18 protein-coding genes are annotated in these 23,266 nt (G+C 70.4%); 9 read left to right on the top strand and 9 right to left on the bottom strand.

What is annotated here, in order from left to right; genetic code table 11:
- Positions 1-3 precede the first annotated feature (3 nt).
- The 3 genes from ACPCUW_RS15585 to ACPCUW_RS15575 all read right to left on the bottom strand — a co-directional run bounded on the left by ACPCUW_RS15585 (position 4) and on the right by ACPCUW_RS15575 (position 2,541).
- Positions 4-831, bottom strand: a complete 828-nt coding sequence (locus ACPCUW_RS15585; RefSeq protein WP_063018821.1) for an alpha/beta fold hydrolase — start codon at positions 829-831, stop codon at positions 4-6.
- A 138-nt stretch (positions 832-969) separates the two neighbouring features.
- Complete coding sequence (locus ACPCUW_RS15580) at positions 970-1,944, bottom strand: zinc-binding dehydrogenase (protein WP_423425551.1); 975 nt, start codon at positions 1,942-1,944, stop codon at positions 970-972.
- 33 nt (positions 1,945-1,977) lie between these two features.
- Positions 1,978-2,541, bottom strand: coding sequence for a TetR/AcrR family transcriptional regulator (locus tag ACPCUW_RS15575; protein WP_181064721.1), 564 nt, complete (start codon positions 2,539-2,541; stop codon positions 1,978-1,980).
- Between the two features lie 146 nt (positions 2,542-2,687).
- Between ACPCUW_RS15575 and ACPCUW_RS15570 the strand changes: the two genes are divergently transcribed.
- On the top strand, positions 2,688-3,527 hold the full coding sequence (locus ACPCUW_RS15570) for an oxidoreductase (RefSeq protein WP_423425549.1): 840 nt from the start codon (positions 2,688-2,690) through the stop codon (positions 3,525-3,527).
- Between the two features lie 48 nt (positions 3,528-3,575).
- Positions 3,576-4,208: an urease accessory protein UreF gene (locus ACPCUW_RS15565; protein ID WP_423425548.1), complete on the top strand. Its 633-nt coding sequence runs from the start codon at positions 3,576-3,578 to the stop codon at positions 4,206-4,208.
- 36 nt (positions 4,209-4,244) lie between these two features.
- Here the strand turns inward: ACPCUW_RS15565 and ACPCUW_RS15560 are convergent, their stop codons facing one another.
- Entirely contained in the window at positions 4,245-5,612 is a 1,368-nt protein-coding gene (locus ACPCUW_RS15560; protein ID WP_342749123.1) for a cytochrome P450, read from the bottom strand.
- Between the two features lie 49 nt (positions 5,613-5,661).
- Here ACPCUW_RS15560 and ACPCUW_RS15555 point away from each other — a divergent pair, with 49 nt between their 5' ends.
- The 3 genes from ACPCUW_RS15555 (at position 5,662) to ACPCUW_RS15545 (ending at position 7,802) form a co-directional block, all read left to right on the top strand.
- The gene (locus ACPCUW_RS15555) at positions 5,662-6,297 is read left to right on the top strand and encodes a TetR/AcrR family transcriptional regulator (protein ID WP_156055771.1); all 636 of its coding nucleotides are present in this window, start codon (positions 5,662-5,664) and stop codon (positions 6,295-6,297) included.
- 112 nt (positions 6,298-6,409) lie between these two features.
- A complete protein-coding gene (ureG, locus tag ACPCUW_RS15550; RefSeq protein WP_195075720.1) occupies positions 6,410-7,123 on the top strand; it encodes an urease accessory protein UreG in 714 nt (237 codons plus the stop codon).
- On the top strand, positions 7,113-7,802 hold the full coding sequence (locus ACPCUW_RS15545) for an urease accessory protein UreD (RefSeq protein WP_423425546.1): 690 nt from the start codon (positions 7,113-7,115) through the stop codon (positions 7,800-7,802). The genes ureG and ACPCUW_RS15545 overlap by 11 nt, the downstream gene beginning before the upstream one ends.
- A gap of 128 nt (positions 7,803-7,930) precedes the next feature.
- On the opposite strand, the gene ACPCUW_RS15540 is transcribed toward ACPCUW_RS15545, so the two are convergent.
- Entirely contained in the window at positions 7,931-9,466 is a 1,536-nt protein-coding gene (locus ACPCUW_RS15540; protein ID WP_423425544.1) for an NAD(P)/FAD-dependent oxidoreductase, read from the bottom strand.
- A 138-nt stretch (positions 9,467-9,604) separates the two neighbouring features.
- Positions 9,605-10,270 carry a TetR/AcrR family transcriptional regulator gene (locus ACPCUW_RS15535; protein ID WP_146098586.1) on the bottom strand — a complete coding sequence of 222 codons (666 nt, stop codon included), beginning with the start codon at positions 10,268-10,270 and terminating at the stop codon, positions 9,605-9,607.
- Positions 10,271-10,357: 87 nt separating this feature from the next.
- On the opposite strand from ACPCUW_RS15535, the gene ACPCUW_RS15530 reads away from it, so the two are divergent.
- The gene (locus ACPCUW_RS15530; protein ID WP_423425542.1) at positions 10,358-11,821 is read left to right on the top strand and encodes a cytochrome P450; all 1,464 of its coding nucleotides are present in this window, start codon (positions 10,358-10,360) and stop codon (positions 11,819-11,821) included.
- Positions 11,822-11,910: 89 nt separating this feature from the next.
- Here the strand turns inward: ACPCUW_RS15530 and ACPCUW_RS15525 are convergent, their stop codons facing one another.
- Both ACPCUW_RS15525 and ACPCUW_RS15520 read right to left on the bottom strand, forming a co-directional pair.
- Positions 11,911-12,801: a tat pathway signal sequence gene (locus ACPCUW_RS15525; protein WP_082857486.1), complete on the bottom strand. Its 891-nt coding sequence runs from the start codon at positions 12,799-12,801 to the stop codon at positions 11,911-11,913.
- A gap of 126 nt (positions 12,802-12,927) precedes the next feature.
- A complete protein-coding gene (locus ACPCUW_RS15520) occupies positions 12,928-13,134 on the bottom strand; it encodes a hypothetical protein (RefSeq protein WP_062965071.1) in 207 nt (68 codons plus the stop codon).
- Between the two features lie 364 nt (positions 13,135-13,498).
- On the opposite strand from ACPCUW_RS15520, the gene recC reads away from it, so the two are divergent.
- From recC to recD, 3 genes are all read left to right on the top strand, one after another.
- Positions 13,499-16,954 carry an exodeoxyribonuclease V subunit gamma gene (recC, locus tag ACPCUW_RS15515; protein WP_423425540.1) on the top strand — a complete coding sequence of 1,152 codons (3,456 nt, stop codon included), beginning with the start codon at positions 13,499-13,501 and terminating at the stop codon, positions 16,952-16,954.
- A gap of 296 nt (positions 16,955-17,250) precedes the next feature.
- Positions 17,251-20,616: a UvrD-helicase domain-containing protein gene (locus ACPCUW_RS15510; RefSeq protein WP_423425656.1), complete on the top strand. Its 3,366-nt coding sequence runs from the start codon at positions 17,251-17,253 to the stop codon at positions 20,614-20,616.
- Complete coding sequence (gene recD, locus ACPCUW_RS15505) at positions 20,613-22,493, top strand: exodeoxyribonuclease V subunit alpha (RefSeq protein ID WP_423425538.1); 1,881 nt, start codon at positions 20,613-20,615, stop codon at positions 22,491-22,493. Before ACPCUW_RS15510 ends, recD begins: the two co-directional genes overlap by 4 nt.
- Positions 22,494-22,508: 15 nt before the next feature.
- On the opposite strand, the gene ACPCUW_RS15500 is transcribed toward recD, so the two are convergent.
- Positions 22,509-23,213: a TetR/AcrR family transcriptional regulator gene (locus ACPCUW_RS15500; protein WP_030517664.1), complete on the bottom strand. Its 705-nt coding sequence runs from the start codon at positions 23,211-23,213 to the stop codon at positions 22,509-22,511.
- Positions 23,214-23,266 lie beyond the last annotated feature (53 nt).

Genomic DNA, 23,266 nt, shown 5'->3' with positions numbered 1-23,266 from the left:
GGGTCAGCTCTGCAGGAACGCCAGCAGATCGGCGTTGAAACGTTCCTTGTCGCCGGGGACCAGCGCGATACCGTGCGAACCGCCCTCGTAGACGGTGAGCGTGGCGTTCGGGATGATCTTCGCCGCCTTGCGGGCCGTCGCGTCGATCGGCACGATCTGATCGTCGTCGCCGTGCACGATGAGTGTCGGCACGTCGAACTTCTCCAGGTCGGCGGTGAAGTCGGTGTATCCGAAGGCGTCGACACAGCGCACCCCGGCCTCGATCGACTCGTGCATCGCCATGAACCAGAACGCGTCGCGATTGCCCTGGGTGGCCTTGGTGCCCGGCCGGTTGGCGCCGAAGAAGCCCTCGGAGGTGTCGCGCCAGAATTGCGAGCGTTCGGTCAGAATGCCCTTCTTGATCTGATCGAACACCTCGTCGGGCACGCCTTCCGGGTTGCCCTCGGTGCGCACCATCAGTGGCGGGATAGCCGACAGCAACACCGCCGAGCGCACCCGGCCGTTGCCGTGGCGGCCGATGTAGCGGGCCAGTTCGCCACCGCCCATGGAATGTGCCACCAGCGTGACATCGCGCAGGTCGAGCCGGGTGAGCAGATCGTTCAGATCGTCGGCGAAGGTGTCGAAGTCGTATCCGCCCCACGGCTGTGCCGAGCGCCCGTGACCGCGGCGGTCGTGTGCGATACCGCGAAAGCCGTTGTCCGCCACGTGTTTCAGCTGATCGTCCCAGGCGTCGGCGTTGAGCGGCCAGCCGTGGATGAAGACCACGGGGCGGCCCGAACCCCAGTCCTTGTAGTAGATGTCGACCTCGTCACGCGTTGTGCACACAGGCATGGACGAACCTCCTCCGCGTGCGCCCGCCGGCCTCGGTCGCGGGCCGTGAGAACGAGACGCGACCTCCAGCGTAGGGTCCGCGGCCGAGGGGAGGGGCTACGAATCGGTTACGTCAGCAATTGAGCAGCTATCGACTGCTCACGGCTCGAGGACGACCTTGCCGACGGTCGCGCGGTCCTCGAGGGCCCGGTGTGCGGCCGCGGCGTCGCCGAGGGCGAAACGGTGCACCGCCGGGCGCAGCCGCCCTGATCCGGCCGCGGCCAGCGCGCGCGTCTCCAGGGCCGCGATTCCGCCGCCGCGTGCAAGCATGTCCGGGCCCAGAACCGACCGTGAGGTGATACCGCGGGCGGCGAGTTCATCGGGGTCGAGTTCCAGCGCGCTATCGCTCCAGCCGAAGACGAGATGGGCGCCGCCGGGCGCGAGCAGTTCGACCGCCGCGCGGCCCGCTGCGCCGCCGACGCCGTCGAAGATCCAGTGCGCGGGCCGTTCGCCGAAGCGTGCGCGCACCGCGTCGGGCCAGCTCGGGTTGGTGTAGTCGAGGGCGAGATCGGCGCCGTTGGCCGCCACCGTGGCGACCTTGGCCGGACCACCGGCCAGTCCGACGACGGTGAGCCCGGCGCCGCGCAGATATTGCACGAGCAGCGTTCCGATCCCGCCCGCCGCGGCCGGCACCACCGCGAGCTGTCCCGGCTCGAGCTCGGCGAATCCCAGAATGCCCAGGGTGGTTCGCCCCGTGCCGATCATCGCCACCGCCGCGCCCGGATCCAGTGCGTCCGGAATCCGGTGCAGCCGTTGGGCATCCGCGACCGCCAGTTCGGCATAACCGCCCGGCGCTGCGCCGAGGTGGGTGACGACCCGAGCGCCCAGCAGATCCGCGTCGACACCTGAGCCCACCGAGTCGACGACGCCCGCGACCTCCCGGCCGGGGATCGTCGGCAACGGCGGCACCGGATAAGGGCCCGGCAGGCCTCGGCGCAGATGCGTGTCGACCAGGTGAATTCCCGCCGCGGCCACGGTAATTCGAACTTGTCCGGCCGCCGGCCGCGGATCGGGGACGGTCTCGTAGCGCAGGTTCTCGGCCGGGCCGAATTCGCGCAGGCGTATCGCTTTCATGAGCTCAGCCTGCAACCTCGACCATTGTTGACGTCAAGCGCGCGCGGAACTGTCCGGTCCGGAGCCCACGCCGTGCAGGAGTGTGTCGACCACGATGTCCGCCGCGCGGGCGGGATCGAACTGGGGGAGGTTCTCGGCGGCGTCGACCATCAGCTGTGCCAGCAGCGTCGACACCCAGCCCGCGGGGAGGCCGGGCCGGAGCAGGCCTTCGTCGGTTGCTCGGCGCAGGAAGGTGTCGACCTCGGCGATCAGCGGTTCGCGCCGACCGCGAATGGTCTCGTCGGCCACCAATCTCGCCGTCTGCACCGGCCAGCGGCGATTGACGCCGATGATCGCTTCGACGTACCGGTGCAGGGCGACCGCGACCGGCGCCTCCCGGAGCCGGGCGCTCGCGATGGCTTCCTCGACCGCGTCGTATCGAGCCTGATAGACGGCCGCGAGGAGGTCGTCGCGGGAGGCGAAGCGGCGGTAGACGGTGCGTCTGTCGACGCCGGCGGCGGCGGCGATGGCCGACAGGCTCGCCGACGGATCGTCGGCGAGCAGCCGGGCTCCGGTGGTCAGCACCAGTTCGATATTGCGGGCGGCGTCAGCTCTCACGGTTTCAATGTACCCATGCGAGAAGCAGATAGCAGCAGAATCGCTGCAATGTAGTAGCCGAAACAGGAGTAAGTGCTACATTGGTGTAGAAGTTGAAGAAGTCGGGTCGCTTCGAGCGCGACCGGACGAGGGACGGAGGAACGACTATGGCCGGAACATGGCTGATCACCGGTGCGTCGCGGGGCCTGGGACGGGAGCTGACCGAGGCGGCGCTGGCCGCCGGGCACCGGGTCGTCGCCGGTGCGCGAGGCCCCGAACAGCTCGACGATGTGGTGCGGCGCTACGGTTCGCACATCCTGCCGGTGCCGCTGGACGTCACCGACCCGGAGGCGGCCGAGGCGGCTGTACGCGCGGCCGTGGAGACCTTCGGTTCGCTCGACGTCGTGGTCAACAACGCCGGATACGCCGACAGCGCACCGATCGAGGAGATGGCCGCCGACGATTTCCGGGCGCAGGTCGAGACCAACCTGTTCGGCGTCGTGCACGTCACCCGCGCGGCGCTACCGGTGCTGCGGACCCAGCGATCGGGAACCTTCGTCCAGATCTCCTCGATCGGCGGCCGAGTCGGTGGTTCGCCCGGACTGGGCGCCTATCAGACGGCGAAATTCGCGGTCGAGGGATTCTCCGAAGTGCTCGCGAGCGAGGTCGCCCCGTTCGGGGTGCGGGTGGTGATCGTCGAGCCGGGCGCCTTCCGCACCGACTGGCAGGGCGCCTCGATGACCATCCATCCGGTGGGTGCCGACTACGAGGCGACGGTGGGCGCCGTCCACCGCTTCCGCCGCGACAACGACGGATCCCAGCCGGGCGACCCCGCGCGCGCCGCCCGCATCATCGTCGAGGTGGCCGACTCCGAGGAGCCGCCTCGCCGCCTGCTGCTGGGCAGCGACGCCTTGGCGGCGGCGCGGGCGGCCGGGCAGGCCCGGGGCGACGAAACCGAGAAGTGGGCCGCGGTGAGCGCCGCCGCGGACTTCGCGGCGGCCGGCTGACCGCGCGGTTCTAGGATCGGAGATCGTGCCCGGCCGCAGGAGATGCCCATGAGTCTCGCGATGGTGATGTCGCTCGCCGATTCGCGGCTGCCCATCGGCGGGCATGTGCATTCGGGCGGTGTCGAGGAGGCGGTCGCCTCCGGGCTCGTGCGCGACCTCGACACGGTAGCGGCGTATCTGCGCCGGCGGATCCGCACCACGGGCCTGGTCTCGGCCTCGCTGTCGGCGGCCGTCTGTGCGGGAACCCTGACTCCCTCGTCGGCCGAGGCGGAAGCCGACGCCCGCACCCCGGCGCCGGCGGCGCGCACGGCCTCGCGGGCGCAGGGGCGCGGACTGCTTCGGCTCGCGAAACAGGTATGGCCGCACCATGATTGGTCGAGCTCGGGCGCGCGGCCGCATCTGTCGACGGTCTTCGGTGTGGTGGGGCAGGCCGCGGCGGTGCGACCGGTGGAGATCGCCGGGGTCGTGGTCTATACGACGATGACCGGAGCCGCCACCGCGGCGCAACGGCTGCTCGCACTCGACCCGGCGGCCGTCGCGGCGATCACGCTGGAACTGGCCGCACTGTGCGACGAGACCGCGCGCGCGGCCACGATCGGCCCGGCCGCCCTCTCCGATCCGCTCGGTGACGTGCTCGCTCAGCGCCACCTCGGCCGCGAGATGCCGCTGTTCGCGTCCTAGCCCACGCGGTGGCTGCGACCGGCCCGTCGAAGACGATCAGGCGGGAGACACCCGGATGGGCAGGCCGTCACCGGGTTTCGGCAGCGGGCGCAGCAGTACGGGCATGCGGTAGTCCGGATCGACGCTCCATCGTTGCCGGAGCAGCAGTTGATGCATCGCTGCCTTGACCTCCATCCCGCCGAAGTACATGCCGATGCATTTGTGCACTCCGTGCCCGAAGGGCAGATAGGCGTAGCGATGTGATTTGTCTTCGCGCCGCGGTTCGGCGAAACGCTCCGGATCGAACCGGTCGGGCTCGGGCCACAGTTCCGGCATGTGGTGCAGATGCCAGAGCATGACCCCGACCAGGGTGTCGGCGGGAATGCGGTAGCCCAGCAATTCGGTCTCCCGCACGGTCTTGCGGATCACGGTGGGCACGGGGGTGATGATGCGCATCGCCTCCTTCATCACCAGGTCGAGGGATTCCAGCCGGTCCAGATCCGCGTAGTCGATCGCGTCCACCCCGAGGGCGCGCGACTCCTCCCGGCACCGCTCCTGCCACTCCGGATGGCGAGCCAGGTAGTAGGCCATCGTGGTCATTGTCGCCGTCGCGGTGTCGTGCGCGGCCATCAGCAGGAAGACCATGTGGTCGACGATCTCGCTGTCGGTGAACCGCTCCCCGTCCGGGCCGACCGCATGACACAACGCGCTGAACAGATCGTTGCCGTCGCCGGCGCGTTTGTCCGCGAGCCTCGGGGCCAGATACCGCTCCAGCACCCGCCGCCCGCTCAGTCCCCGCGACCAGCGTGTTCCGGGCACGGGAAGCCGGAGCGCCGCGGTGGTGGCGGCGACGGTATCGGTGAACGCGGTATTGACCCGGTCGGTCTCGGGACCCAGCGGCGTCCCGGTGAACGTGCGGGTCGCAACGTCGAGGGTGAGCTGCTTGATCAGCGGATGGAAGCGCAGGGTGCCGGAGCTGGGCCAGCGCCGCAGCCCGGCCGCGATGGTCTCGTTCATCGGACCGAGATAGCCCGCCAGGCGCTGGGGTGTGAACGCCGACTGCATGATGCGGCGGTGGCGATGATGCTCATCGAAATCCATGAGCATCAGACCGCCGTGGAAGAACGGGCCGATCAACGTCGACCAGCCGGGACCGTTCGCATACGCCTGGTCCCGATTGCGCAGCACCTCGCCGCAGGCGTCGGGGCCCATCGCCTGCACCGATGTCATGCCGAGGGCGCGCGACCACGACACCGGACCGTGCCGCCGGTAGCGGCTTTCGCCGGTCAGGATCGTGCCCTGTGCCAGCTGCAAGGTGTATCCGATCAGCGGCAGTCCGGAATCGCCCGGCATGCCGGGCACGCCGGCGCGGTCGTGCATCAGCAGAGTCATCGTCGTCTCCCAGGTGTGTGTGTCCCGTGTCACCGGGTAGTCTGATAACGGTCGTTGTCGTTGTCAATATGTGGAGGCGATTGTGGCAGGTACCTACCGGGGCGTTCCCGGGCATGTCCGGCGTGAACAGCGGCGGCAGGTGCTGATCGAGACCGGTTTGGACTGCCTGCACGAGGACGGTCTGGCCGGGATCAGCGTCCGATCCGTATGCAGCCGTGCCCAATTGACTCCGCGTTACTTCTACGAGAGCTTCACCGATCTCGATGCGCTGCTGTGCGCGGTCGTGGACACGGTCGCGGAGGAGATCGTGGCGCGCGGCGTGGCGGCCGTGGCAGCGGGGGAGAGCATCGAACAACGGGTGCGGGGCGCGATCGCCGCCGGTTACGGTGTCGTGGCCGAGGATCGGCGAAAGGCCACCGCGATCCTGATCTGCGCGGCCGGACACGGCCCGCTGCGCGATCGACGACATACGCTGCTGGTCGAATTCGCCCAGATCATCACCGATACCCTGCCGCTGCCGAGGTCGTCACAACCGTCCACGCACGCACTGGCCCTGTTCCTGCTCGGCGGCGCGTTCGACGTGATAGAGGCGGTGCTGTCCGAGCGGCTGGTGCTGACCGGTGAGGAACTCGTCGACGAGCTCACCGTGATATGGATGGCGGCGCTGCGGTCCATACAGCCCGCCGGTGCCGACGAGTCGGCCGAGTTGCGGAGCTAGGCGGGGGTCGCCCGGATGTCGGCGCACCCGTGCGCATGTCGGGCGAGGTAACACCGGGTTCACATGAATCGGCCACGATGATCGTCGAGAATCGAGGCCCGAAGGAGAGCTCATGCCGCCGCATCTGATCGATGGCGAACCGCACGATCACGCCCATGACCGCCCCAGGCGGGTGCGGACGCCGGGGGAGCCGGTGCGCATCGGGATCGGCGGACCGGTCGGATCGGGGAAGACGGCGCTGGTCGCGGCGCTGTGCCGGCAGTTGCGCGCGGAACTGTCGCTGGCGGTGCTGACCAACGACATCTACACCACCGAGGACGCCGACTTCCTGCGCCGGCACGCGGTTCTGCCCGACGAACGGATCAGCGCGGTGCAGACCGGTGGTTGTCCGCACACCGCGATTCGCGACGACATCACCGCCAACCTCGACGCGATCGACGATCTGATCGAGGCGAATCCGCCGCTGGATCTGATTCTGGTCGAATCCGGCGGCGACAACCTCACCGCCACCTTCTCAGCGGGCCTGATCGATGTGCAGATCTTCGTCGTCGACGTGGCCGGCGGCGACAAGGTGCCGCGCAAAGGTGGTCCGGGCGTGACGTTCTCGGATCTGCTGGTGATCAACAAGACCGATCTGGCGCCGATGGTCGGCGCCGACCTCGAGGTGATGCGGCGCGATTCCGCGGCGGTGCGCGCGGGTCGCCCGTTCGTCTTCAGTTCGCTGACCGAGGATCCGGCCGCGACACCGGTGCTGGCGTGGGTGCGCGATCAGCTGCGCGCGGCGGCGGCCGCCGATGCCGCTGGGGAAAGCGCTGTTGCGCACTGAGATTCGCATCGTCGCCCGCGCCGGGGCCCGGCCGCAGACCGCGGCCACCGGCGCGCTGGCGGTGCGCTCCACCGGGCCGGATACGGTGCATCTGATCGGTGCCGCGGCCACACCGCTCGGCGGGGACCAACTCGACATCCACATCGTGGTGGAGCCCGGTTCACGCCTGACGGTTCGCTCCGTGGCCGCCACGATCGTGCTCCCCGGCCGCACGACTCCGATATCGACGGCATCATGGACCTTCGACATCGGCGCGGGCGGTGAACTGGACTTCGATCCGGAACCGACGGTCGTCGCCGGGGGAGCCGACCATCGTGCGGTCACCACCGTTCGGCTGGCCGCCGATGCCCGGATCCGCCTCCGCGAACGCGTGCAGATCGGCCGCACCGGCGAGGATCACGGCCGCTGGCGTGGCGACCTCGTCGCCGACACGTCCGCCCTGCCGTTGCTGCGCCATCGCCTCGAACTCGGTGCCGGCACCGCGGCCGACGATTTACTGTCGGCCCACCGCGCGCTGTCCAGTGAGCTGCGCTACCCCGACGACAGCCCCGCCTCGACCATCGGTATGGCCGCCGCGGTGCTGCCGCTGGCCGCCGGGGGTTCGCTCTCGACATGGACGGGTGCGCGGCTGTCCGAAACCCCCGCGAACCTTCGCCGTCGAGCCGCCGCGGCGGGGTGAGCGGAGACGTCGGGCTCGGCCCTCGGGCAGGGCAGTCGAGCGTGCTCTGCGGCCGGCGTGAATACACAAGGGCCGCAAGCACATCGGCTTGCGGCCCTCGGTAGTGCTGTGGCGATCAGGCCGAGTCGTCAGCCCGCCTTCGGCTGCGACGAGCCGGAGGCAGTCGACTCGCTGGCGGAGGACTCGCTCGGACCGGCGGATTCGCTTGTGCCCGAGGCCTTTTCGCCGTCCGGAGTCGGGGCCGCCGACTTCGCCGGCGGTTCGCCCGGTGCGGCGGGAGGCGTCGTGTTGCCGACCTCGGCCTCCACCTCCCGGGCGTCGGTCTCGTTGCCGTTCATGGCCTCGAGCGCGAGCCGGGCGAAGACCCACTGTTCGGTGGCCGCCATCTGCCCGCGATTGCGGCCGAGGAAGGCGACGAACCACTGGAACACCGTGACGGTCCGGCTGCGGTAGCCGATCAGGTAGTACAGGTGCAGTACCAGCCAGATGAGCCAGGCGAAGAAGCCGGAGAACTCCAGCTTGCCGATCTGGCAGACGGCGTTGAACCGCGAGACCGTCGCCATACTGCCCTTGTTGAAGTACTTGAACGGCTTGCGCTGATCGGGGGTCTGCTTCCCGGCGACCTCGGCCTTGATCTGCTTGGCGGCATAGGTGGCGCCCTGAATGGCGCCCTGCGCCTGACCGGGCACACCGGGCACGGCCATCAGGTCGCCGACGACGAAGACGTTCGGATAGCCCTTGATCGTCAGATCCGGTTCGACCACGACCCGCCCGGCCCGGTCGGTTTCGGTGCCCTTGGACCGTTCGGCCAGCATCTTGCCCAGTTCGCTGGCCTGCACGCCGGCCGACCACACCTTGCACGCCGATTCGATGCGCCGCTCGGTGCCGTCCTTGTCCTTGACCGTCACACCACGAGCGTCGACATCGGTGACCATCGCGTTGAGCTGGATCTCCACGCCCATTTTCTCGAGGCGGCGCTGGGCCTTGCCGCCGAGCTTGGGGCCCATCGGCGCGAGCACCGCGCCGGCGCCTTCGACCAGCAGCACACGGGCGTCGCGCGGATCGATGTTGCGGAAGGTGCCGACCAGGGTACGGTCGGCGAGTTCGGCGATCTGACCGGCCAGTTCGACGCCGGTGGGGCCCGCCCCGACCACGACGAACGTCAGGAACCGGTCGCGTTCCTCCTGGGTCTTGGCCAGTTCGGCCTCCTCGAACGAGCCGAGGATGCGGGCGCGCAGTTCCAGCGCGTCGTCGATGGTCTTCATCCCCGGCGCGTAGGTGGCGAACCGATCGTTGCCGAAATAGGACTGCTGAGCGCCGGTCGCGACGATCAGGCTGTCGAAGGAGGTGACGGTGTCCTGGTTGAGCAGTTTCGACGTCACGGTCTTGTTCACCAGGTCGATATCGTGGACCTCGCCCAGGATCACCCGCGTGTTGTGGTGCTTGCGCAGCACGATGCGGGTGGCGGGAGCGATCTCGCCGGTGGACAGGATGCCGGTGGCGACCTGGTAGAGCAGCGGTTGGAACAGGTGCGTGGAGGTCTTGGAGATCAGTACGACATCGACGTTGTCGTGCTCGAGATGTTTGCACGCGAACAAGCCGCCGAAGCCGGATCCGATCACCACCACGCGGTGGCGTCGGTTCTCGACAGTTTCGGTTCCCATCAGCGCTCCTCGCCGGACGTTCGGTCTACGACAGGCTCAACGGTAGTCGGCTGCCCGGAGGCAGTCACGACGAGCACCGAATGTCGGCGCGTCCGCACCCCGAGCCCGAGTTTCGGCACCCGGAGGGCGGGTATGCGATCACTTCGGCACCGGCTCCGCGGCGACCGTCAGCGGCCCGACGAGGCGGTCGCCGCCGATGCTCTCCACGGTCGGCCACAGAAAAGCCGCGAGCTGGTCGACGAATTCTGCGCGCGAGCGCGTCGGCTGCTGCATCCAGGCCTCGGCCGACATCAGAATGGCGCCGACGGTGGCGGTCGCCCAGATCCGCGCCAGCGCCGGGTCGGCGTCGAGGCGGCGCAGGATGATGTCGAAAATCGATGTCGCCCAATCGGATACGCGGGTGAAGAAGGGCCGGTGCTCGGCATCGCCGCGCTCCAGCCGCTGCATCATGACGTGGTGCAGATTGGGGTTGGCGTCGACGAAATCGCAGATCAGGGTCACCACCGCGCGCAGTAGTTGCCGGGCGGGCAGCGGCTGGGCCAGCAGATCGTCGGCGGCGGCGATGATCGCGTTCATATGACGCTCGGCAAGGGCGTCGATCAGCGCCGACAGATCCGGGAACACCGCGTATACGGCGGTGCGCGCGTATCCGGCCTCGGCGGCGACCTGCGCGATCGTCATCCGAGCTCCGGAGCCGGCCACCACCCGCTCGGCCGCGTCGAGGATTTCCGCACGCCGGCGGTCCGGATCCCGGGGCGGCCCGGGCGGCCGGCCCGGACGCCGAATTTCTGTGTCCCTTGTCACAGCGCGATCCTACCTCTAATGTACGAGGTGTACTTTTCTTGCGGCCGGGCGGCGTTGCGCGGCTGCTGTGTTCGGGAGGCATCAGTCATGGTCAGCGTCGACCCGCGTCCCTCCGAAGCCGACCGGGAGAACATCGGCTTCATCGAAATTCCGGACAGTCATCCGATCGACCGGCTGCTGCACCGATTACCGGCCCGGGAGCAGGTGCTGGCGACACCGCCGCGAGCCAGCGCGGCGGCGGCCGTGCGCGGTGACGCCGGACTGCCGGTACTGGGCCGCTCGCTGCAGTATCTGCGCTGGGGCCCGGCCGAGATGTACGACCGATACCGCCGCTACGGCCCGGTGAGCTACAACAAATCCTTCGGCGTCGACCGCGTCCTGATCGCCGGTCCGCAGGCCGTCGACGAGGTACTCGGCAAGCGCCGCAACGATTTCGGGCAGGGCTGGGACTTCCTGATCGGCTCGTTCTTCCGCCGCGGACTACTGCTGCTGGAATTCTCCGAGCACATGTTCCACCGGCGCATCATGCAGCAGGCGTTCACCCGCGAACGGCTGGAATCGCATCTGGCGCAATTGAGCCCGGTGGTCCAGGCCGCGGTCGAACGCTGGAGCCCGGCCGGTGCGCGCACCCTGCGGCTATATCCGACGGTGAAAGATCTCACCCTCGAGATCGCCACCGAAACCTTCATGGGGGTCGACGCCGGACCGCAACGCCACCGGCTCGGACAGGCCTTCCTCGATTGCACCCACGCGCCGCTGGCGCTGGTGCGCTATCCGGTGCCCGGCGGTGCGTGGCGCGCCGGCCTGCGCGGGCGCAAGACGCTCGAGGAGTACTTCACCGCGATGGTGCCGCACAAGCGCAGCGAAGAGGGTGCGGACTTCTTCTCCGCGCTGTGTCACGCCCGCGCCGAGGACGGGGCGACCTTCTCCGACGCCGACGTGGTCAACCACATGATCTTCCTGATCATGGCCGCCCACGACACGACCACCACCACCGCGACCTCGGTCGCCTACTACCTGGGCCGCCACCCGGACTGGCAGCAGCGAGTGCGCGCCGAGGCGCAGGCGCTGTTCGACGAACTCGACGGTGCGCCGCCGACGATCGCCGATCTGGACCGCCTGCGCGATCTGGACCTGGTGATCAAGGAGAGCCTGCGGCTGGTGCCGCCGGTTCCGGGCCTGGTGCGCCGCGCTGTGCGCGACACCGAGGTGGCCGGTCACTACATTCCGGCCGGCACCCACGTCGACGTCGCCTACGGGGTCAACCACCTGCTGCCCGAATTGTGGTCGCAGCCGGCACGTTTCGATCCGCAACGGTTCGCCGAGGACCGGCGCGAGGACAAATCGCACCGGCTGGCGTGGATGCCGTTCGGCGCGGGGGCGCACAAATGCATCGGCATGCATTTCGGCACCCTGGAGGTGAAGGTCGTCATCGCGGCGATGGTGCGTGCCTACCGCTGGCACATCCCCGACGACTACCTGATGCCGTGGGGTTTCAACACCATCCCGTTCCCGCGCGACGGGGCGCCGATGCGGCTGTCGCGGCGGTAGCCGATCGGCGCGCTGCCGCGTCGGAACCGATCAGCGCGCTGTCGCGGCGGTAGCCGATCAGCGCGCTGTCGCGGCGGTGACCGCCCTGCTCACCGTCCGGCGAACAGCAGCTGCGCGACATGCGTGGTGGTCTCCTCGCCGTCGGTGTAGCCGCCCTGGTCGCCGAGGGAATTCATCACCGCGAGGGTGTAGCGCTCACCGGGCCCGGCGAAGCCGACCGAGTTGACCACCCAGCCGCCGTTCTCGTCGGACCAGCCGTTCTTCAGGCCGGGGTGCAGGGCATCGCCCGCGCCCCACACGCCCCAGTGCTGATTGGTGTCGACCTTGCGCATCCGGTCGAGCAGGTAGCCGCGGTCGTCCGGGTGCATGTGGTCGAGCACGTTGTTCATCAGCCGGTCCAGATCGGCCGGCGCGCACTGCTGAAAACCCCAGTCCGGGAACAGATGTCCGTTGCCGTTGGTCGGGCGCGGCACCAGGCCGGTCATCCCGTTGGCCCGGAAGGCGTTGTTGAACGCCTGCCGGTCCGGGCCCGCGTACTTGTTCCACAGGAAGTCCGCCGCGGCGTCGTTGGAGGTCGCCAGCATGGACTCCATCTGGGTGCGGTCCTCGGGCGTCAGCGTGATCGCGCCGACGCGTGCCCGGTTGAGCAGATCCTCGGCGATGGCCAGCTTGATCGTGGAGGCGGTCCAGAACAGGGTGTCGGCACTGCCGTTGGCATAGGTGCCGCCGGTGACCCGGTCGCGCACCACGTAGCCGGTGACACCGGGCCGGGAGGCCAGGTAGTTGTCGACCGCCGCGATCCGGCTGCTCATATCGCAGTCGAAGCCGTCGCGGCAGCCCTGCATACGCAGCGGGACGGCGGCGGCCGGAGCGGGATCCAGTACGGGGGTGCCCGCGATCAGTGCGGCGGCGACGACGCAGGCACCGGCGGCCAGGCGGGTGGTTCGAATGCCGCGGGACGCGGTCCGGGGATAACGCACGGTGAGCCACAATAGCCACAAATCCGCCGATCACGCACGTCTTGAGCTCGACCTGCGGATGTGGTAGCTCCACGGAGATCGTTGCAGGCCAGCGCATTTCGGCCATGTCGAGCGCAACGGCGCAGGTCAGCGGAATGCCGCGAGCAATTCCTCGACGCTGCGGCCGTTGAGCCGATAGCAGTGCTCGAAGGCCTCGGAATGCCGGTCGCGGGCCCAGCTGTGCAGCACCACGCCGCGGCCGTAGTGCCGGGAGTTGATCAGTTCCCACGTCTCGCCCGATCGCCGTACCGTGAACCCGGATCTGGGTACGAGAGGGACCACCGTCGCAGACATGAATCGAACCAGCCTTTCGATACCGCTTCTCCCGAAAACCTCCCCGCAGAGCACTGTGGCACACGACGGACCCGGTGTGCGGGTGACACGCGGTGGCGAATTGCGTTCGCAATAGCCGAATGGTCATGATGGCCGGATTCGATTGTGTTGCCGAATGTTTGGTGGGATGCTGCGAAGGGCGGCAAACCGGTGGTAACGGGCGTTGCCCGGTCGGTTGCGGAGGGCTCGTCCCACGGCGTTCGCCGGGCGCGGCGCACCGAGACGGGTCGGTGCCGCCGGGGGCGGTGGCCGGGTTTGTAGGATCGGGCGCGCCGCATCACCGCGACAACGGATCGCGCGCGAGGGACAGAGAGGCGGTGCGCAGGTGCTGCACATCCATCGGGCCGAGTCGGCGCGCACGCTGGCCGACGCGCTCGCCGCGATGCTGTCGCACCCGCTGCCGGACCCCTTCGCCGCCGAGGTCGTCGCGGTCGGCGCGCACGGCGTCCAACGCTGGCTCAACCAGCGGCTCGCGGTGACGCTGGGCGCGGGGGCGGGCGACGGCGTGGCCGCCAACATCGACTATCCGAGCCCGGCGGCGCTGGTCGCCGACATCTCGGCCGCGGCCTCCGATATCGCCGCCGACGCCGACCCGTGGGCACCCGACCGGCTGGTGTGGCCGGTGCTGGCGGCGATGGACGCCGCGATCGGCGAACCCTGGGCGGCGGTCCTGGCCCGGCATCTGGGGGTGGGCGCCGGCCCGGCCGAGGCGTACCGGGCGGGCCGGCGGCTGGGCACCGCGACCCATATCGCGACCCTGTTCGACACCTACGGCGCCACCCGCCCGACCCTGATCACCGACTGGGGCGACGGCGCCGATACCGACGGCCGCGGCGCCGACCTGCCGGAGGACCTACTGTGGCAGCCGCGCCTGTGGCGGCGGGTGCGCGAGGCGATCGGCGTCCCCGCACCGGCACAGCGGCTCGACACCGTCTGCCGCCGGTTGCGCACCGATCCCGCGAGTATCGATCTGCCGCAGCGGCTTTCGATCTTCGGGCTGCCCCGGATTCCGGCCGCGCAACTCGCGGTGCTGGAGGCGGTGGCAGAACACCGGGATGTGCACATTTGGCTCGTCCATCCCAGCCCGGCGCTGTGGGAGCGGCTGCGCGCGTCCGACCCCGAGGGTGCCGAACTCGCCCGTCCGGCCGGACCCGCCGCGATCGCGGAAGGTAGTGCGGGGCCCGCGGGTGCGGCGACGATCGTGCGAACCCGTCCCGCCGCTCCCCGGCGCGTGGTCGCCGAACCGATCGCCCGCCACCCGCTGCTGGGAGCGCTGGGTCGCGACGTGCGGGAAGTCCAGAACCGGCTGGCGACCGTCGACTTCGCCGATCGGCATCATGCGCCCGAGCCCGATCGCATCGACGCCGGGAATCGTTCGGGCACAGTGCTTTCCGAGCTGCAGGACGCTGTCCGCGCGGACTGCTGGCCGCCGGTGCCGGTGGCGCGCACAGGCGACGACACCGTGCAGATCCACGCCTGCCACGGCCCGGCCCGGCAGGTGGAGGTGTTGCGTGACGTCCTGCTCGGGCTCTTCCAGCGCGATGCCACCCTCGAACCGCGCGACGTGATCGTGCTGTGCCCCGATCCAGAGGGCTATGCGCCGCTGGTGCGGGCCGCCTTCGGCCAGGGGCCCGCCGCTTTCGACGATACCGACGCCAATCCCGCGCACGGATTGCGGGTGCGGCCCGCCGAGCGCAGCGCGGGCGCGGCGAATTCGGTGCTCGCGGTGCTGGAGGACCTGCTCGCTCTGGCCGAGGGACGCGTCGGTGTCACCCAGGTGCTCGACCTCGCCGCGACCGAACCCGTCCGGTACCGCTGCGGATTCGACGACGACGATATCGAGCGGCTGCGCGAATGGGCCGCCGAAACCGGCGCCCGCTGGGGGATCGGGCAACGGCAGCGGCAGGCATTCGGCCTCGCCGAATTCGGCCAGAACACCCTCAACGCGGCCGTCGACCGGATTCTGCTCGGCGTCGCCGCCGGGGAATCGGGCGAGGACTGGCTGGATCTGGCTTTGCCGCTGGAGGACGTCGACTCCGGCGATGTCGACCTGGCCGGGCGGTTCGCCGAATTCGTCGACCGGCTCGCTGTCTGTGTGCGCGATCTGAGCGGACCCACCCCGGCCGAACCCGCCGGCACACCGCGACCCGCGCGGCAGTGGTTGCAGATCCTGCACCGCGCGCTCGATCTGCTCACCGATCTGCCGGTCGCCGCGGGCTGGCAGGGCGTGCAGGCGCGGCGCGAACTCGCCGCCGCCTTCGAACACGCGGACGCGGCCGAATTGCGGCTGCCCGATGTGATCGCCGCCCTGCGGGCGCGGTCGCGGGCCCGGGCTCCGCGCTCGAACTACCGCACCGGCGAGCTCACCGTCTGCGGCCTGGCGCCGATGCGGTCGGTCCCGCACCGGGTGGTGGTGCTGCTCGGGCTCGACGACGAGGTGTTCCCGCGCACCGGCGGCATCGACGGCGACGACGTCACCGCGCGGGAACCGCTTGTCGGCGAACGCGATTCGCGCAGCGAGGACCGCGGACTGCTACTCGATGCCGTCCTCGCCGCCGAAGACCGTCTCGTCGTGCTCTACACCGGGGCCGATCCGGTGACCGGAACGCCCCGGCCGCCGGTCACGCCGCTCGCGGAACTGATCGATGTGGTGCGCGCTCACCGCGGCACCGGCGACGTGGTGCGCCGTCATCCGCTGCAGGCTTACGACGGCAGCAACTTCGACGCGCGCGCCCCGTTCGGTTTCGACACTCTCGCGCTGGCCGCCGCCCGCGCCGCGGCGCGCCCCGCGCAACCGAGTCCGCCGTGGCTGCCCGGCCCGCTGCCCGCCGTGGCGCGCACGGATGTCGAACTGGCGGAACTGGTCTCGTTCGCCGAACATCCGATCCGGGCCTTCCTGTGGCAGCGCCTGGGCATCCGGGTGCCGGAGGAGGACGAGGACATCGACGAACGCCTGCCCATCGAACTGACCGGGCTGGCCACCTGGAATATCGGCGAGCGCATGCTGGCGGCCCGGCTCACCGGCGCGGATCCGGCTGCCCTGCGCGCCGCGGAATGGCGGCGCGGAACCCTGCCGCCCTTCGGCCTCGGCGCGGCGGTGCTGGCCGAGGTGGAATCCACGGTCGACCGGCTGGTGCAGGTCGCCGCGCCACTGCAGCAGGCGCCGGCACGCACCATCGATATCGCGGTGGATCTGGGATCGGGGCGGCGGCTCACCGGGACGGTCGCCGATGTGCACGACGACGCGGTCGTGCGCGCCACCTATTCCCGCCTCGCGCCCAAACATCGGATGGCGGCGTGGGTGCGGCTGCTGGCGCTGGCCGCCACCGAACGCCATCAGAGCTGGCAGGCCGTGAGCATCGGGCGCGGTAAATTCGGCCGCCCGGCCTGGCGTTCGTCGCTGACCGCACCGGCCCCCGCGCTCGCGGCGGACCTGCTGCGCGAGCTGGCCGATCTGCGCGAGGAGGGCCTGGCCGAACCGCTGTCGTTCGCGCCGTCGGCATCGGCGGTCTATGCCGAACGCCGCTGCCGCGGAGCCGATCTCGACTCTGCCCGCGCCGCCGCGGAGGAGGAGTTCTACGGCGGACCGAAGGGGCCGCGCCCGTTCGGCGACCACACCGACCGCTACCTGACCTACATCTGGGGACCCGAACCGGCCTTCGAGCAACTGGAAACCTCGCTGCCCGAACCGGACCGGTACGGCGAAACCACCACATTCGGTTCGGTGGCCCGGCGACTGTGGAATCCGCTGCTGGCCAACGAATCCCAGGGGCAGCCATGACCGAGGAACTGTTCCCCGTCGCCGATCTGCGCACCCCGGAAGCGGCGGCGCACGCCGCCACCCACCGCCGGCACACTCGTACCCCGAACGAAACAGTCGACGCCGGAGAGCTTTTCGCCGTGGATGAGGTGCAGTCCGGCGACGGGGCGGAGAATCACAGTCCTGCGCCTCAGGCGGATGAGGCCCGACATGCGGACGGACGTGTGGCCGCGCGCTTCGCCGGCGTGGAATCCGAACCGGCGCCCGTCCACGCGTCGTCCAACCGCGGAGACGGTGCATCCTCCGATCCCGGGCGCATCGGCGACGCTCTGCGTTCGAGGGGCGTCCGTCCAGGTGGCTCCGCACCGTTCGGCCAATTCGACCTGTGCGGTGACCTGCCCACGGGGACAACCGTGCTCGAGGCGAGCGCGGGGACCGGGAAGACCTACGCCATCGTCGGGCTGGCGGTGCGGTTCGTCGCCGAGGGGCTGGTCGACATCTCGCAGTTGCTGCTGGTGACCTTCAGCCGGGCGGCGACCCAGGAGTTGCGGGAACGCACGCGGGAGCGGTTCGTCACGGTCGCGGCGGCCCTCGACGATCCGGCGGCCGCGCGCGCCGGAGCCGACGAGCTGATCGCGCATCTGGCCGATGCCGACCCGGCCGAGGTGGCGCGGCGGCGCCGGCGGCTGGTCGCCGCGCTGTCGGATTTCGATGCCGGCACCATCTCCACCACGCACGGGTTCTGTCAGCGCATGCTCGACGAACTCGGCATCGCGGGCGAACACGATCCGCGGGTGCGGCTGGTCGAGGGCATCGAGGAACTGGTGAGCACGGTCGCCGAGGATCTGTATCTGGCCCGCTACGCCCGTGGCGGTGCCCCGATGCCGGTGCGGCAGGCGCTGTCGCTGGCGGCGGCCGCGGTGGCGGACCGGCGCGCGCGGCTGGTTCCAGGAGAGGAGCTCGGCGATCACCCCGCGGCCGAGGCGGCGGCGTTCGCGGCCGCGGTACGCGCGGAAGTCGATCGGCGCAAACGGCTTTCGGGCATCCGCGACTTCGACGATCAGCTGGTGTTGCTGCACGACGTGCTCGCCGACCCGGTCCACGGCGAGCGTGCCTGCCGCCGCATCCGCGACCGCTTCCGGGTGACGCTGGTGGACGAATTCCAGGACACCGACCCACTGCAGTGGGACATTCTGCGGCGCGTCTTCCACGACCACACCACCCTGGTGCTGGTCGGCGATCCGAAACAGGCGATCTACGCCTTCCGGGGCGCCGAGGTCCTCAGTTATCTGGACGCGGTCGCCCACGCCGAGACCCGTCGCGAACTGGACACCAACCGCCGCAGCGATGCCGGTCTGCTGGCGGCGCTGCATCACCTGCTGGGCGGCGCGGCCCTGGGACATGCGCAGATCACGGTGCCGCCGGTCACGGCGGTCCGGCCGCAGAGCCGGCTCACCGGGCCCGAGGGTGCGGCGGTTCCGTTGCGGCTCAGGTGTTTTCCCCGCCAGGGCGCCGGAGCGTTGAACGGCAGCGGATTCCCGGTGGTGGGCCGCCAGCGCGATCGCGTGGCCACCGACCTCGCCGCCGATATCGTCCGGACCCTCGAATCCGGGGCGCGGATCGGCGACCGCGCGCTCGGCCCCGGTGATATCGCCGTGCTGGTCCGCACCCGCGCGCAGATCGACCTGGTGCGCGCGGAGCTGGACCGCGCCGGTGTCGCCTCCGTCCTCGCCGGCGGCGCCAGCGTTTTCGCCACCCGCAGCGCCACCGACTGGCTGTGGGTGCTGCGGGCGCTGGAACAACCGCATCGCGGCGACCGAGTGCGGCTGGCGGCAACGACCCCGCTGCTCGGCCTGTCCGCCGCGGATATCGACGCCGGTGGCGCGGATCTGGTGGGCCGGCTCAGCACTCAGCTGCGCGACGCGGCCCGGCTGTTCGCACGCTCGGGTTTCGCGGCCGTGTTCGACCGGCTGTCCGCCCAGGCCCAGCCCGCGCCGCGACTGCTGGCCCAGAGCGGTGGCGAACGGCGCCTGACCGATCTGCGGCATATCGCGCAACTGCTCGACGAGGTCGCCGCGCGGGAATCGCTCGGGCTTACCGCGCTCACCCGCTGGCTGGCCGACCGGGTGCGCGATCCGGCCTCGGGCGCGGTCGCGGGACGCAGCCGCCGCCTCGACCGCGACGCGGCCGCGGTGCAGATCGCCACGGTGCACGCCAGCAAGGGCCTGGAATTCCCTGTCGTCTACTTGCCTTTCGCGTGGGACGGCGCGAAGAACCCCAATCCGTCGACGCTGTTGTTCCACGACGGCGGCGAACGGGTCCTGGACGTCGGCGGCCCCGAAGCGCCCGGTTACGCCGAGCACCGCCGCCGCTGCGAGGCCGAGGAAGCCGGGGAGGAGCTGCGGCTGCTGTATGTCGCGGTGACCCGGGCGCAGTGCCAGGTGGTGGCCTGGTGGGCGCCGGCCTACGGTACGGCCGCCGCACCGCTGCATCGGATGATCCTGGGCCGCGTCCCTGGCAGCGCCGACGTGCCGGCGCGCAGTGAGGTGCCCGCGGATCCGATCGTGCTGCAGCAGTTGCGGGATTGGGCCGCGGCCGCCGGTCCGGGCCTGATCGAGATCGAGCCCGTCCGCGCGGCGGTCGAGGCGCAGCTGCGCATCGAACGTGACCACACCGGTGACAAGGCACTCGAGGCCGCGCGATTCACCCGCTCCGTCGACCACGACTGGCGCCGCACCTCGTACTCGGCGCTCACCGCGTCGGCGCATGAAACAGCCCATGGTGCAACGGATTTCGTGGCTACGGAGGTAGCCGAGGGCGGCGCCGACGAGCCGCTGACGCCCGCGCCGGAACTCGGTCCCGGCCTCGGGGCCGAGGACGAGTTCGCCGGCGCGGCATCGTCGTTGATGAACGATCTGCCCTACGGCGCCGAATTCGGCACCCTCGTGCACGGTGTGCTCGAGCTGGTCGATACCGACGCGCCGGATCTGGCCGCCGAGGTCCGGCTGCGCTGCGAACAGGCCGTCGAGCAACTCATGGCCGACATCGATCCCGGCGCACTCGCCCACGCGCTCGTCGCGGTGCTGCGCACCCCGTGCGATCCGGTCGCGCTGGCCGATATCCGCTCCCGGGATCGGTTGAACGAACTGGAATTCGAACTGCCGCTCGCGGGTGGTGACGACCCGGTGGCGCAGCGGGTGACCGTCCGGCGCATCGGAGCTCTCCTGCGGGAACATCTGCGGTCCGACGATCCGTTCGCCACCTACGCCGATGCCCTCGACCTGCTCGACGACGTTCCGCTGCGCGGGTATCTGACCGGAAGTATCGACGCGGTGTTGCGGACCGGCGGCCCCCGCTTCCTCGTCGTCGACTACAAGACCAACCGGCTCGGCACCGGTGAACTGACCGTCGCGCACTATCGGCGCGACCGGATGGCCGAAGAGATGATGCGCTCGCACTATCCGCTGCAGGCCCTGCTGTATTCGGCGGCGCTGCACCGCTATCTGCGCTGGCGGTTGCCCGGTTACGATCCGGCTCGCCACCTCGGAGGAGTGCGCTATCTGTTCGTGCGCGGCATGATCGGCCCGGCGACCCCGCCCGGCCACGGCGTCTTCGACTGGGACCCACCGGCGGAGCTGATCGTGGCGCTGTCGGATCTGCTGGCCGGAAAGGACAGCAGGTGACGGCGATCGCTGTGGCGCAGCGCGCCACCGGACTGCTGCGGACCTTCAACACCGCCGGGGTGTTGTCGGCGGCCGACGTGCACGTGGCACTGCGGCTGGGCCGGCTCGGCGGTGAATCCGGGGAGCAGGTCCTGCTGGCCGCCGCGCTCGCGGTGCGTGCGGTGCGGTCGGGATCGGTGTGCCTGGAATTGCGGCGTATGCACGAAATTGGTGTCGACGGCGAGGGTTTCGATCTCGGCGAGGCGGAACCGGTCGATCCCGCTTTGCTCCCCTGGCCGGACGTCGACAGCCTGTGCGGTCAGTTGCGCGCGAGCCCGCTGGTGTGCGGCAGTCCCGCCGGCCCGCTGTGCCCCCTGCGGCTGGTCGAATCCGAGGGCGGGCCGCTGCTGTATCTGGACCGCTACTACCGGCAGGAGCAGACGATCCGCGAGGTGCTGGCGGACCGTGCGCACAGGCATCCGCTCGTCGACCCGGACACCGTGCGCCGCGAACTGGACCGGCTGTTCCCGGGGACGGGCGGACCCGGCGCCGCCCCGGACCGCCAGCGCATCGCCGCCGCCGTCGCCGCCACCAGTTGGACCACGGTGGTCGCCGGTGGTCCCGGCACCGGTAAGACCCACACCATCGCCCGCATCCTGGCCCTGCTGGTCGCGCACCAGCGCGCGGTCGCCGACACCGCGCCCCTGCGCATCGCGCTGGCCGCCCCGACCGGCAAAGCCGCTGCGCGCCTGCAGGAATCGGTGCGCGAACAGGCCGGCGACCTCGACCTCCCGGAACTGACCGCGGCGACCGTGCACCGGCTGCTGGGCTGGCAGCGCGGCGGCACCACCCGCTTCCGTCACCACGCCCACAACCGGCTGCCCTACGACGTCATCGTCGTCGACGAAACCTCCATGGTGTCGCTGACCATGATGAGCAGGCTGCTGCCCGCCGTGCGCCCGGACGCGCGGCTGGTGCTCGTCGGCGACCCGGACCAGCTGGCCTCGGTCGACGCCGGTGCCGTCCTCGCCGATCTGGTCGCGGGACCGGTGGCCGGCCCGCCGAATCCGATCCTCGAGCGGATCCTGGACACCGGTTCCGGTCCGGTGGCCGGCGCCGAAGATCTCGGTGAACGGGAACGAAACCGCTTGCGCGGCGGCATGATCCGACTCACCCGTGGCCGCCGGTTCGGTGGCCGGATCGCCGATCTGGCGGTGGCGGTGCGCGCCGGGGACGCCGAGACGGCGCTGGCGCTGCTGCACGACGGCGGTACCGAACTGTCCCTGCACGAACCCGACGACATCGCCGAGGTGCGTGCCGACGTGGTGCGCGCCGCCCGCGAATCCACCACCGCCGCCGAGGCGGGCGACGCCGCGGCCGCGCTGCAGGCGATGGAATCGCATCGCCTGCTGTGCGCGCACCGGCAGGGGCCGTTCGGTGTCGAACGGTGGGACCGGATGGCCGGCGGCTGGGTCGCCGCGGCCGGAATCGGGACGGAATCCGCTGCCGGACAATGGTTTCCCGGCCAGCCTTTGCTGGTGACCGCCAACGACCACGAGGCCCGCATCTACAACGGCGACACCGGTGTCATCGTGCGGTCCGCCGACGGTGGCCTGCGCGCCGCGCTGCAGCGCGGCAGCGAACCGTATCTGGTGCATCCCACCCAATTCCCGGGTGTGACAACGGTGTACGCGATGACCATCCACCGCAGCCAGGGCAGCCAGTACGGTGCGGTGACGATCGTGCTGCCGGGCCCGGAGTCGACGCTGCTGACCCGTGAACTGCTCTATACCGCGATCACTCGCGCCCGGCAGCGGGTGCGCATCATCGGCACGGCGGAGGCATTGGAGGCCGGGATCTCGCGGCGGGTGCTGCGGGCGAGCGGGTTGCGCGGCTGATCTCTCCTGCCGGTGTCAGCCCTGCACGGGGAGGAAGATCCCCGGAATCGTCAGGGCGAGTTCGACATCCTCGCGCCGCCCCAGGGTGACCAGAACGGTGCGAATCATCGTCAGCCGGGCCTCGGCGACCGCATCGGGATCCGGGTCCGCGCCCGGCGCGGTGGCCAGCGACACCTGGTAGACCACGAATGCGCAGACCTGCAGCGCGGTGTCGAGGTCCAGCGGCGCCGGCAGTTGCCGGTCGAGCACCGCGAACTTCTCCCGCACCAGCGCGCGGATGTCGTCGAAGGCCTGCTCCCGGTATGCCGAGACCGGTGAGGCCGGATCGTGCAGTTCCGCGAACACCGGCCGCAGCATCGGCCCGTGTCCGCGGGCCCAGTCCAGGTACGCGTCGATGATGCCGATGCCGAGCGCCACCGGCTCGTCGGACTCTTCCAACGCCTTGCGGATGCCACCCACGAGGCCCTCGTTGGACTGCGTGAGTACCACATCGAGCGGCGCGGTGGCGTTGGCGAAATAGCGGTAGAAGGTGGGCCGCGAGATTCCGGCCTGGTCGATGATCCGCGCGACACTCAGTCCGCGCGAACCGAATTCGGTGAACACCGCTGCGGTGGCGGTGACGATGCGAGAGCGGACCTCGTCGGCCTGCGCGCGCGTCTGTGGCGGCCGGCCCCGGCGAGCGGCGCCGTTGTGAGTGGTGACCACCCCGTCCTGCGGCATCCCGTGGTACCTCCCTGATCGGTCGTGCGGACTTGACATGGCCCGGCATCGCC

The sequence above is a fragment of the Nocardia sp. AB354 genome, from assembly GCF_049538315.1.
Taxonomy (GTDB): Bacteria; Actinomycetota; Actinomycetes; order Mycobacteriales; family Mycobacteriaceae; genus Nocardia; species Nocardia nova.
This window is presented reverse-complemented; position numbering and strand designations above follow the sequence as displayed.